This window comes from Kocuria sp. APC 4018, assembly GCF_030407675.1.
Lineage (GTDB): Bacteria > Actinomycetota > Actinomycetes > Actinomycetales > Micrococcaceae > Kocuria > Kocuria rhizophila.
On sequence record NZ_JASDCY010000075.1, the window covers coordinates 1 to 11,921 of the forward strand.

Consider the following 11,921-nt stretch of genomic DNA (forward strand, 5'->3'; position numbering starts at 1 on the left):
GGACCCGCGCGTGTGGGCCGAGGACGTCACCACGGGCGCGGACGGCTGCTCGTCCTTCACGCTGCACTTCCCGGACGGCTCGGCCTTCCCAGTGCGCTCGCAGCTGATCGGGGTGCACCACGTGAGCAACCTGCTCGCGGCCGCCTCGGTGGCCTGCGCGGCCGGGGTGGAGCCCGCGCGCATCGCCGCCGGGCTGGAGGGCCGGGGGGCCCGTTCGCGGTGGCGCATGGAGCGCACCGAACGGCCGGACGGCGTGACCGTGGTCAACGACGCCTACAACGCCAACCCGCAGTCCATGAAGGCCGCGCTGCAGACCCTCGCCCAGCTGGGCCGGGGCGACGCCGAGCACCCACCGCGGCGCACGATCGCGGTCATCGGCGGGATGCACGAGCTCGGTGACGAGTCCATCGCCGCCCACGCGGACCTCGGGCAGCTGCTCGTGCGTCTCAACATCTCGCACGTGGTCGCGGTGGGAGACCTCGCCCGGCCCGTGTTCACCGCGGCAACGCTCGAGGGGTCCTGGGGCGAGGAGGCGGCGTGGGTCCCTGACGCCGAGGCCGCGCAGGAGCACCTCGAGGCCGTGCTGCGCCCCGGGGACATCGTGCTGCTGAAGTCCTCCAACGCCGCCGGTCTCCACCACCTGGGCGACCGCATCGCCCGGCGCGGCTCCGACTCGAACGACCAGGAGGGCTGAGCCCGATGATTCAACTGCTCATGGCCGCGGGACTCGGTCTCGTCTTCTCGATCTTCGGGACGCCCCTGCTCATCAAGGTCCTGGCACGGCACGGCTACGGCCAGTACATCCGCGACGACGGCCCCACCTCGCACCAGACCAAGCGCGGCACACCCACGATGGGCGGCGTGGCCATCCTGCTGTCGGTCGTGGCCGCGTACCTGGTGACCCACCTGATCAGCGTCATCCTCTGGCCCGCCAACGGTGGCATCACGCTCTCCGGCGTCCTCGCGCTCGCCCTCATGCTCGGCATGGGGCTCGTGGGGTTCCTGGACGACTACAAGAAGATCTCCCAGAAGCAGAACCTGGGGCTGACCCCTGCCGGGAAGATGGTGCTGCAGGGCGCGATCGGCAGCGCGTTCGCGGTGCTCGTGCTGTTCTTCCCGGACGAGGCGGGCAACACCCCGGCCTCCACGGCGATCTCCTGGACCCGTGACACCGGGATCGACCTCGCGTTCGCGGGGCCGGTCGTCGGTCTGCTGCTGTTCGTGGTCTGGGTGAACCTGATCGCCACCGGCACCACCAACGCGGTCAACCTCACGGACGGTCTGGACGGGCTCGCCACGGGGGCGTCCATCCTGGTGTTCAGCGGCTACATGCTGATCACGCTGTGGCAGGCGGGGCACCTGTGCGAGAACGTGGCACAGGCCGCGTGCTACGAGGTGCGGGACCCCATGGACCTCTCCCTCGTGGCGTCCGCGCTCGTGGGGTCGCTGATCGGCTTCCTGTGGTGGAACACCTCGCCCGCCAAGATCTTCATGGGGGACACCGGCTCCCTGGGCCTCGGCGGTGCGCTGGCCGCGTTCGCGGTGCTCTCCCGCACCGAGCTGCTGCTCGTGCTGATCGCGGGTCTGTTCGTGGTCATCACGATGTCCGTGATCCTCCAGGTGGGCTACTTCAAGCTCTCCCACGGCAAGCGGATCTTCAAGATGGCGCCGCTGCAGCACCACTTCGAGCTCAAGGGCTGGCAGGAGGTCACCATCGTGGTGCGCTTCTGGGTGATCGCCGGACTCTTCGTGGCGGCGGCCCTGGGCATGTTCTACGGTGACTGGCTGCTGTTCAACGGCGGTGCCTTCCCCGGCACCGAGGTCCTGCACTGACGACGCCGCCCGGCACCCGGGCGCCCCACGATCCACCGCCACCACACACGTTCCGCACGAGGATGAGGCAGACACGGTCATGATGCACGCGAGCAATGACAACCCGATCCTGGAAAACCCCCGACTCGCCGGGCTGACCAGCTGGGACGCCCCGTGGGCGGGGCTGCGCGTGGTGGTCGCCGGGATCGGCGTCTCGGGCTTCGCCGCCGCGGACACCCTGATCGAGCTGGGCGCGCTGGTCACCGTGGTGGACGCGGGGGACACCGAACGCAACCGGCAGAGCGCGGACACCCTGAGGATCGTGGGGGCGAGCGACGTCGTGCTGGGACCGGACGCCATGACCCGCGTGCCGGACGTGGCGGGGGAGCGCCCCGACCTCGTGGTCACGTCCCCGGGGATCCGGCCCACCAGCCCGCTGCTCACAGCGGCGCGCGAGGAGGGCATCCAGATCTGGGGGGACGTGGAGCTCGCGTGGCGCGTGAACCGCAGGCAGGGGCGCAAGACCCCGCAGTGGCTGTGCCTCACCGGGACCAACGGCAAGACCACCACGGTGGGGATGACGGCCTCGATCCTGCAGGCCGCCGGGCTCAAGGCGATCGCCGTGGGCAACGTGGGCACGCCCATCCTGGACGCGCTGCGCGATCCCGTGGAGTACGACGTCCTGGCCGTGGAGCTCTCGAGCTTCCAGCTGCACTGGATGCACTCGGTCTCCCCGCTGGCCTCGGCCGTGCTCAACGTGGCCGAGGACCACGTGGACTGGCACGGCAGCTTCGAGAACTACCGCGCGGACAAGTCCCGCGTGTACGAGAACACCCAGGTGGCCTGCGTGTACAACGCCGAGCAGCCCGGTGCGGAGGAACTCGTGGAGGCCGCGGACGTGGTGGAGGGCTGCCGCGCGGTGGGCTTCACCACGCAGCACCCCGGGCTGTCCATGGTGGGGGTCGTGGAGGACCTCCTGGTGGACCGGGCGTTCGTGGCCGACCGCGTGAAGACCGCCGCCGAGCTGGGATCGGTCTCCGACACCGGCCCCCTCCCCACGCGCCACGGCGTGGCCAACGCGCTGGCCGCGGCCGCGCTGGCCCGGGCCGCGGGGGTGGAGCCGGAGGCGGTGCGGGACGGTCTCCGGGCGCACCACCCCGGGGAGCACCGCATCCAGCTGGTGCTCGAGTCCGAGGGCGTGCGCTGGGTCAACGACTCCAAGGCCACCAACCCGCACGCCGCGCAGGCCTCCCTCTCCGCGTTCGACTCAGTGGTGTGGATCGCCGGGGGACTCTCCAAGGGCGTGACCTACGACGACCTCGTGGCGCGCAACGCCGGCCGCCTCAAGGCCGTGGTGGTCATCGGCACCGACCACGCCGGGCTGCTGGACTCGCTCGCACGGCTCGCGCCGGAGGTCCCCGTGCACCACGCCACCCCGGGCAGCCTCGGCGCGGCCGTCGCGGACGCACCCGCCGCCGCGGACCAGGCACCTCTCGACCCCGCGGACGGGCCTGCCGTGATGCGCCACGCCGTCCGGCTGGCCCACGGCATCGCCGCCCCCGGGGACACCGTGCTGATGGCACCCGCCGCGGCGTCCATGGACCAGTTCGCGGACTACGCGCAGCGCGGCCAGGCCTTCATCCGCGGCGTGCACGAGGAGCTGGGGCTGTGATGAGCGCACCGACCACCGAACGCCCGGCCCCCGCGGACGCCGCCGAGGGCGCGGCCCTGAGCACGAGGATGCGGCGGCTGTGGCACCAGTTCACGGACGGCCCGCTCTACCACTCCTACTACGCGCTGGCCGGCTGCGTGATCCTGCTGACCGGCATCGGCGTGATGATGGTGCTCTCGGCGTCCGCCGTGGAGTCCATCTCGGACTCCCGTTCCGCGTACTCCCTCTTCGCCAAGCAGGCGATGTTCGGGGTGCTGGGGCTGATCGTCATGTTCGGACTGTCCCTCGTGCCCACCCACGTGTACCGCAAGGCCGCATGGCCCGCATGGATCTTCAGCGTGCTGGTCTCCGCTCTTGTCTTCACACCCCTGGGGCGTGAGGTCAACGGCAACCGCAACTGGCTGGTTCTCGGCGGGCAGTCGATCCAGCCCTCCGAGGTCGCGAAGCTGGCCATGAGTCTCGCGCTCGCGGCGGTGCTCGCCGCCCAGGGCAGGGCGGTCGAGGGGGACTGGAGGAAGGCCATGTGGCCGTCCTTCCTGGCGTTCGCCGTCCCCACGGCCATGGTCCTGCTGGGCGGGGATGCCGGAACCGCCATCGTGTTCTGCCTCATCTACGCCGCCGCGCTGTGGTTCGCGGGGGCCCCGCTGAGGATCTTTGCCGCCGGCGGCGTTCTCGCGGCGGGTGCCGGACTGCTGCTGGTGATCGTCGCCCCGCACCGTCTGGACCGCATCACCGGGTGGCTCTTCGGGGACTGCGGGGCCACGGACGCGTGCTGGCAGGCCGAGCAGGGGCTCAACGCCCTGGCCACCGGCGGCTGGTGGGGAGTGGGTCTGGGCCAGTCCCGGTTGAAGTACAACTACGTGCCGGAGGCCCACAACGACTACATCTTCTCGATCATCGGCGAGGAGCTCGGGCTCGTGGGCACCATGATCATCCTGGTGCTGTTCGTCATCATGGTGGTGGCCATGGCCCGGATCCTGACCCGCACCCGCAGCACGTTCGTGCGCATCACCACCGCGTGCATCACCACGTGGATCGTGGGGCAGGCGTTCGTGAACATGGGCATGGTCACGGGACTGCTGCCGGTGATCGGGATCCCGCTGCCGTTCATCAGCTACGGTGGATCCGCGCTCCTCATGACCATGGCCGCCGTGGGAGTGGTCATGTCCTTCGCCAGGGTGCCGCGCACCGTGCGGGTGCGTTCTGCGGGCGGTTCCGCCGAGGCGCAGATCCTGGACGAGCAGGAGGCCCGTGAGCGCGGGCTCGATCCGGACGTCCGCGAGGGGCGGCCCATGTGGCGCGAGCGACTGACCAGCCGAGCAGGAAGGGGCCGAGCATGACCACGACACCAGGACCCGGCACGGAGGAGCAGCGCGCGGGCTCGGCCCGCGTGGTGCTGGCGGGCGGTGGCACCGCGGGCCACATCAGCCCGCTGCTGGCCATCGCACGGGCCATCCAGGAGGCCAGGGCGGACGCCACGGTGTGCGCCGTGGGCACGGCCGCGGGCATGGAGACCCGCCTGGTCCCGGAGGCGGGTGTGCAGCTGGAGCTCATCGAACGCGTTCCTCTGCCCCGCAGGCCCTCCGTGGATCTCGTGCGCCTTCCCCGGCGCATGGCCACCGCCGTGGCGCAGGCCGGTCGCATCCTCGACGCGCAGCAGGCCACCGTGGTCGTGGGAGTGGGCGGCTACGTCTGCACGCCCGTGTACCTCGCGGCCGCCCGCCGCAGGATCCCCGTGGTGATCCACGAGGCCAACGCCAAGCCCGGACTCGCCAACCGGGTGGGAGCCCGGTTTGCCTCCGTGGTGGCCACGGCCTTCCCGGACACGCCCCTGCGCGGAGCGCGCGTGGTGGGCATGCCCATGCGCGAGGAGATCGCCACCCTGGACCGGGCCGCCCAGAAGTCCCGGGCACGCGTGGCCCTCGGACTGCAGCCGGACCTGCCCACCGTGGTGGTCACGGGCGGCTCCTCCGGTGCCCAGTCCATGAACCGCACCGTGGCGGCCGTGGCACGCGAGGTCGGCGAGCACGGCTACCAGCTGCTGCACGTGACCGGGCGGACCAAGGAGGTCCGCACCCCGGACGGCGAGCTGCTGCGGGCCAGGAACTACGTGCAGACCGAGTTCGTGGACGGCATGGAGGCGGTGTACGCCGCCGCGGACCTGCTCGTGGCGCGCGCCGGCGCGGCCACCGTGTGCGAGGTCGCCGCCGTGGGACTGCCCGCCGTGTTCGTCCCCCTGCCCATCGGCAACGGCGAGCAGGAGCTCAACGCCCGTTCCCTCGTGGCAGCCGGCGGTGCGCAGATCGTGGCCGACGACCAGTTCACGCCGCAGTTCTACCGCGACACCGTGGCTCCGCTCGTGTCCGACGCCGCTCGGCTGGACCGCATGGCCCGCGCCTCCGCGGCCCACGGCGTGCGCGACGCCGCCCAGGTGATGGCCCGCCTGACCCTCGACAGCGCCCGGCGCTGACCCCCCCCGCTTCCCACCGCCCACAGGAGAACACCGTGAACAGCCAGCAACCGCTCGATCCCCGCGACCTGGGCCGCGTGCACTTCATCGGCATGGGCGGCGCGGGAATGTCCGCCGTGGCACGGCTGCTGCTGGCCCGGGACGTGGCCGTGAGCGGCTCCGACGCCAAGGACTCCCCGGGGCTGCGGGAGCTCGAGTCGCTCGGCGCACACGTGTTCGTGGGCCAGGACGCGCAGAACGTGGCGGCAGCGGACACGGTGGTGGTCTCCACCGCCATCAAGGACGAGAACCCCGAACTGGCCGCTGCCCGCGAGTCCGGCCTGCGGGTGCTGCACCGGTCCCAGGCGCTCGCGGCCGCCATGCACGGGCGCCACGTGATCGCCGTGGCGGGCACGCACGGCAAGACCACCACGAGCTCCATGACGGCGGTGGCCCTGCGCGCGGCGGGGCTCGACCCCTCGTGGGCCATCGGCGCCCACGTGGCCGATCTGGGGGCGAACGCCGGATTCGGCGCAGGGGAGTGGTTCGTCGCGGAGGCCGACGAGTCGGACGGCTCCTTCCTGGCCTACCACCCGCGGATCGCGGTGGTGACCAACGTGGAGGCGGACCACCTGGACCACTACGGCAGCCAGGAGGAATTCTTCCGCGCGTTCGACGACTTCTCGGCGACCATCCGCGACGGCGGCATCCTGGTGGCGTGCGCGGACGACCCCGGGGCCGCGAACCTCGCCGAGCGGCGTCGTGCGGCGGGGCACACCGTGGTGACGTACGGTGCGGCGGCCACGGCGGACGTCGTGTTCTCCGAGCCCGTCCCGCGCGGCACCGGCTCCACGTGCCAGCTCACGTTCACCGTGGCCGGTGAGCGCCGCAGCGAGGAGCTCATGCTCGCCGTGCCCGGCGCGCACAACGTGGCCGACGCCGCCGCAGCCTTCGCCGCGGGCCTCGCCGCGGGCGCGGACGCGGACCGGCTGCTCGCCGGGCTCGCGGACTTCCACGGCTCCGCCCGGCGCTTCGACCTGAAGGGAGAGGTGGGATCCGTGCGCGTGTTCGACGACTACGCCCACCACCCCACGGAAGTTCTCGCGGCCCTCGGTGCGGCTCGGGACGTGGCCCAGGACCACCGCGTGCTCGCGATCTTCCAGCCCCACCTGTACTCGAGGACCCGCGAGTTCGCCGAGCCGTTCTGCCGTGCCCTGGAACAGGCGGACCTCGCGTGCGTGACCGACGTGTTCGGTGCCCGCGAGCAGCCGGAGCCCGGGATCACGGGCGCCACGATCGTGGAGCACACGAGCACCGACCGGGTGGTCTCGACCCCGGGTGCCGACGAGGCGATCGCCGCGGTGGTGGCGAGCGCGCAACCCGGTGACGTGGTCATGACGATCGGCGCCGGGGACGTCACGGCTCTCGGTCCGCGGGTGCTCGAGGCCCTGGAACACCGCCGATGACGCGCTCCGTTCCGCCGCACCAGCCCTCCTTCGACGGCTGCGCCGGGGCATCCGGCGACGGGGACACGCCGGTTTCCCCGCGGGACGCCGTGCGCGCCCCGGGGACCGGTTCGACCGCGGTCGGCAGCCACCCGCGCCCCGCGTCCGCGGGACGCTCCGGGGACGGCACCGGCACTGCGGGGAGCGCCGGGCACGACGCCGCCCGCGGCACGTCCGCGGGTACCGGGACGAACGAGCAGGACGAGCTCCCCCTCGTCCGGGTCAACGACGAGTCCAAGGTGACCCGCGTGGACACCGGTCAGCTCGAGGCCGTGCCCGAGGCCGGCGGCCGCTTCTCCTCGTGGCGCGCCAGGCGTCGGGCGGCCCGGGAGGAGGGTGCCGGTCAGATCGGGGACGCCCCCGGAACTGAGGAGGACCCGGACGGCACCACGGTGGTCCGCCTGCCCCGCAGCGCGCACCAGCGGCGTCGGCGCCGACGACTGGTCACGCTGCTCGTCTCCCTGCTGGCGCTGATCGCGCTGGTTCTCGTGGTGTTCTTCTCGCCCCTCTTCGCCACCCGCACGATCGACGTGCAGGGCGCGACGCTCACCGATCCGCAGAAGGTCGAGGAGGCGCTGTCCGGGTTCCAGGGTGTCCCCATGACCCGGATCTCCAAGCAGGACGTCAAGGACTCCGTGGGCGACGTCCCCCAGGTCAAGTCCGTGGACGTGGCGTTCCAGCCCCCGCACACCATCTCCGTGCAGCTGCACGAGCGCGTGGGGGTTGCTGCGGTCGAAGACGGCTCCTCGGTGGTGCTCGTGGACTCCGAGGGCAAGCCGCTGAGCTCCGTCCCGGCCGAGCGCCGCCCCGACGTCCCCCTCGTGGCCGGGGGCACCAAGGTGCTGAGCACGCCGCAGTTCCAGGCGATCTCGGAGGTGCTGGCCACGCTCCCCGCGGACGTCCTCGCCCGTCTGGAGAGCGCCTCGGCCCCGTCCGGGTCCACGGTGGAACTGAGCATGAAGGACGGTCCCACGGTGGTGTGGGGGGATGCGCGCGACAGCGACGTGAAGGCCCAGGTGGTGGCCACCCTCATGAACTCCGAGGCGGCCTCGAGATCCGCCGTGGTGGACGTCTCCGCGCCGCTGCACCCCGTGGTGAAGTGAGTTTCGCCTGCAGTTTCTGGAGTTGGCAGTGAGACTTTAAACCTGAGGGTGACCAGGACAAATGTGGCGCATCCCCGTGACACGTGGGAGCATGATAGGGACAGAGCCTTCGGGGTTGTTATCCTGATCTGCAATGGAATGGCGTTCCCCCGGGAGCGGTCACTTCCCCAGAGTTTCACGTAAGTCTTGAGACTTTCCCCGTCAGCTCTCCCATCCCCGCAAGCCCACGCGAGTTAGGTGCACATGGACTCCTCAACCCCCCAGAACTACTTGGCTGTCATCAAGGTGGTCGGCATCGGCGGCGGCGGCGTGAACGCCGTCAACCGCATGATCGAGGAAGGTCTGCGCGGCGTCGAGTTCATTGCCATCAACACGGACGCCCAGGCCCTGCTGATGTCGGACGCGGACGTCAAGCTCGACGTCGGCCGCGAACTGACCCGCGGCCTCGGCGCCGGCGCCAACCCGGACGTGGGCCGCCAGGCCGCCGAGGACCACGAGGAGGAGATCCAGGAGGTGCTCAAGGGCGCCGACATGGTCTTCGTGACCGCGGGCGAGGGCGGCGGCACCGGCACCGGCGGAGCTCCTGTCGTGGCGCGCATCGCGCGCTCCCTGGGTGCCCTGACCATCGGCGTGGTCACCCGCCCGTTCACCTTCGAGGGTCGTCGCCGCTCCAACCAGGCGGAGAACGGCATCGAGACCCTGCGGGACGAGGTGGACACGCTCATCGTGATCCCCAACGACCGTCTGCTCTCCATCTCGGACCGCAACGTGTCCATGCTGGACGCCTTCAAGTCCGCGGACCAGGTGCTGCTGTCGGGTGTCTCGGGCATCACCGACCTGATCACCACCCCCGGCCTGATCAACCTGGACTTCGCGGACGTGAAGTCCGTGATGCAGGGCGCCGGTTCCGCGCTCATGGGCATCGGCTCCGCCCAGGGCGAGGACCGCGCCGTGAAGGCCGCCGAGCTGGCGATCGCGTCCCCGCTGCTCGAGGCCTCGATCGACGGCGCGCACGGTGTGCTGCTGTCCATCCAGGGTGGTTCGGACCTCGGCCTGTTCGAGATCAACGAGGCTGCCCGTCTGGTCCAGGAGGTCGCCCACCCCGAGGCGAACATCATCTTCGGCGCCGTGATCGACGACGCCCTGGGCGACCAAGCGCGCGTCACCGTGATCGCCGCCGGCTTCGACTCCGTCTCCCAGGAGACCAACGCCAACAACTCCTCGCCGGCCCAGCGCCAGGCGGAGAGCACCCGGGCCACCTTCGGCGGCGACGCCTCCCGGCCCTCCGGCCTGGGCCGTTCGCCCCAGCGCGGCGGTTCGTCCTACGGGGCACCGGCGGTCGGTCTGGGCTCGCGCCAGGGCCAGGACGACGACATCCCGGACGACGCCGGGTTCGACGTGGACCTGCCGGCGGAGTCCGACGCCCCCTCGTCCTCGAACTCCACGAGCCGCAAGGACTCCCTGGACTTCCCGGACTTCCTGAAGTGATGCCGCGGGTGCCAGGCACCCGCGGATGACCGGGGACCGGTCCGCGCGGCCGGCGGCTCGTGCCGCGGTGGGCAGGTCCGGACCGGTCCGGTGAACGGGGTGACCACCCACGGGTGGTCACCCCGTTCACGTTCCCGCACACCATCCCAGAGCGATTCCGAGGAGGACGCCGTGTGGTACCAGTCAGAGCAGCACGGGGTGGGCGTGGCCTTCACCGACGTGGTCGAGGGCAATCTCGCGGCCCACACGGGTGACGACGTCGCGCGGGTGGCCCAGCGGCGTCGTGCCCTGGAAACCGCGCTGGGGTGCGAGCCCGTGCGCTACGTGCGACAGGTGCACGGCACCGTGGTCGCGGACGTGACGGGCACTGCCGCCCCCGTCCGCGCCCCCGAGGCGGACGCGTCCGTGAGCGCGGACGGCACACCCCTGGGGATCCTCACCGCAGACTGCCTCCCGGTGGTCCTCGTGGGCACCCGCTTCCGCGCGGAGCCCGGCGACGTTCCCGTGCTCGCGGTGGCGCACGCGGGGCGGAAGGGACTGCTGGACGGTGTCCTGCAGGCCACGGTCGAGGCCGCGCGGGCGCACGGTGCCGAGCAGCTCACCGCGTGGATCGGTCCGGCCGTGTGCGGCCGCTGCTACGAGGTGCCGGGGGAGATGGCGCGCTCGGCCGAACGAATCCTGCCCGGCATCACCACGACCACCGTGCGGGGCACGCCCGGGCTCGACCTGCCCGGGGCGGCCCGGTCCCTGCTCGAGGCGCGCGGCGTCCGTGTGGATCCCGCGTGCGCGGACCGGCGGGCATGGTGCACCCTCGAGCACGACCAGCTGTACTCGTACCGCCGGGACGCGACTCCCGGACGCCTCGCCGGCCTCGTGTGGCCGCGCACCAGGAAGGAGCCCGCATGAGTCACGAACCCACGACCGGAGAGGCGGCGACTGCGTCGCCCGGCGTCACCGAGGGCGGTGACGCGCACCGCACCGCGGAGCTCGCCCAGCGTGTGGCGTCGGTGCGCCAGCGGATCCTGTCCGCCGCGCAGGATCGCGACGAGCAGCACGACCACGGTGGCGAGCTGCCGTCGCTCGTGGTGGTCACCAAGTTCTTCCCCGCCGAGGACGTCCTGAGGCTGCGCGAGCTGGGAGTTCGGGCGGTGGGGGAGAACAAGGACCAGGAGGCCGGGCCGAAGGCCGCCAGGGTGGCCGAGGTGCTGGGCCACCGCGAGCCGCCCGTGACGCCGCCGGTGTGGCACTTCGTGGGGCAGCTGCAGTCGAACAAGGCCAAGCGCGTGGTCCGCTACGCGTCCTGGGTCCACTCGGTGGACCGGCCGTCGCTGGTCACGGCCCTGGGCAAGGCGGTACGCCACCACAGGGAGGCCGTACTCGCGGAGGAGGTCACCCCGGGGCCGTGCGCGGAGCACGACCTCACGTGCCTGCTCCAGGTGGATCTTGATCCCGAGGTCTCCCGGGACGGCGCCCGCGGGGGAGCCCATCCGGATGCCCTGCCCGCGCTGGCCGATGCCGTGGCGGTGACGGAGGGGCTCGCGCTCGGCGGCGTGATGGCCGTGGCGCCCCGGGACGGGGATCCCTCAGAAGCCTTCGAGAGACTGTGGGAGATCTCCCAGCTGCTGCAGCGCGAGCACCCACAGGCCCGGGCCGTCTCCGCGGGCATGAGCGGGGACCTCGAGGCCGCGGTGCTCGCGGGGGCCACGCACGTGCGCATCGGATCGGATGTTCTCGGGCCCCGGCCCGCGGTGCGGTAGCGTTGTGACGGACGACCTGCGGGCCGATGCACGTCGCCCCCCGCCGAAGAATTCGAGGAGACAATATGGCCGGAGCGCTGCGTCGCACCATGGTGTATCTCGGGCTGGCCGAGACCGACGACGAGTACATCTCCG

The 11,921-nt window shown here is 71.9% G+C and carries 10 protein-coding genes; all 10 read left to right on the forward strand.

Features of this window, described 5'->3' with window-relative positions:
• A partial coding sequence (locus tag QL985_RS10975; protein WP_290147838.1) for a cyanophycin synthetase occupies window positions 1–694 on the forward strand: 694 nt, incomplete at its 5' end.
• A gap of 5 nt (window positions 695–699) precedes the next feature.
• Window positions 700–1,833: a phospho-N-acetylmuramoyl-pentapeptide-transferase gene (gene mraY, locus QL985_RS10980; RefSeq protein ID WP_019310740.1), complete on the forward strand. Its 1,134-nt coding sequence runs from the start codon at window positions 700–702 to the stop codon at window positions 1,831–1,833.
• Between the two features lie 79 nt (window positions 1,834–1,912).
• Window positions 1,913–3,484: a UDP-N-acetylmuramoyl-L-alanine--D-glutamate ligase gene (murD, locus tag QL985_RS10985; protein WP_052239214.1), complete on the forward strand. Its 1,572-nt coding sequence runs from the start codon at window positions 1,913–1,915 to the stop codon at window positions 3,482–3,484.
• On the forward strand, window positions 3,484–4,824 hold the full coding sequence (ftsW, locus tag QL985_RS10990) for a putative lipid II flippase FtsW (protein WP_039100807.1): 1,341 nt from the start codon (window positions 3,484–3,486) through the stop codon (window positions 4,822–4,824). The genes murD and ftsW overlap by 1 nt, the downstream gene beginning before the upstream one ends.
• Window positions 4,821–5,954: an undecaprenyldiphospho-muramoylpentapeptide beta-N-acetylglucosaminyltransferase gene (gene murG / locus QL985_RS10995; RefSeq protein ID WP_039100808.1), complete on the forward strand. Its 1,134-nt coding sequence runs from the start codon at window positions 4,821–4,823 to the stop codon at window positions 5,952–5,954. Before ftsW ends, murG begins: the two co-directional genes overlap by 4 nt.
• 35 nt (window positions 5,955–5,989) lie before the next feature.
• Window positions 5,990–7,399 carry a UDP-N-acetylmuramate--L-alanine ligase gene (gene murC / locus QL985_RS11000; protein WP_039100809.1) on the forward strand — a complete coding sequence of 470 codons (1,410 nt, stop codon included), beginning with the start codon at window positions 5,990–5,992 and terminating at the stop codon, window positions 7,397–7,399.
• Window positions 7,396–8,541 (forward strand): FtsQ-type POTRA domain-containing protein, encoded by a 1,146-nt coding sequence (locus QL985_RS11005; protein WP_039100810.1) that lies wholly within the window; start codon window positions 7,396–7,398, stop codon window positions 8,539–8,541. Before murC ends, QL985_RS11005 begins: the two co-directional genes overlap by 4 nt.
• A gap of 243 nt (window positions 8,542–8,784) precedes the next feature.
• Complete coding sequence (gene ftsZ / locus QL985_RS11010; RefSeq protein ID WP_039100811.1) at window positions 8,785–10,029, forward strand: cell division protein FtsZ; 1,245 nt, start codon at window positions 8,785–8,787, stop codon at window positions 10,027–10,029.
• 171 nt (window positions 10,030–10,200) lie between these two features.
• Entirely contained in the window at window positions 10,201–10,935 is a 735-nt protein-coding gene (locus tag QL985_RS11015; protein WP_121240582.1) for a polyphenol oxidase family protein, read from the forward strand.
• Entirely contained in the window at window positions 10,932–11,786 is an 855-nt protein-coding gene (locus QL985_RS11020; RefSeq protein WP_039100813.1) for an alanine racemase, read from the forward strand. The genes QL985_RS11015 and QL985_RS11020 overlap by 4 nt, the downstream gene beginning before the upstream one ends.
• Window positions 11,787–11,921: the final 135 nt, after the last annotated feature.

Coding starts and splice junctions, on each gene's coding strand:
- murG (WP_039100808.1), top strand. CDS start 4,821: ATGACCACGACACCAGGACCCGGCACGGAGGAGCAGCGCGCGGGCTCG.
- QL985_RS11020 (WP_039100813.1), top strand. CDS start 10,932: ATGAGTCACGAACCCACGACCGGAGAGGCGGCGACTGCGTCGCCCGGC.
- murD (WP_052239214.1), top strand. CDS start 1,913: ATGATGCACGCGAGCAATGACAACCCGATCCTGGAAAACCCCCGACTC.
- ftsW (WP_039100807.1), top strand. CDS start 3,484: ATGAGCGCACCGACCACCGAACGCCCGGCCCCCGCGGACGCCGCCGAG.
- QL985_RS11005 (WP_039100810.1), top strand. CDS start 7,396: ATGACGCGCTCCGTTCCGCCGCACCAGCCCTCCTTCGACGGCTGCGCC.
- mraY (WP_019310740.1), top strand. CDS start 700: ATGATTCAACTGCTCATGGCCGCGGGACTCGGTCTCGTCTTCTCGATC.
- ftsZ (WP_039100811.1), top strand. CDS start 8,785: ATGGACTCCTCAACCCCCCAGAACTACTTGGCTGTCATCAAGGTGGTC.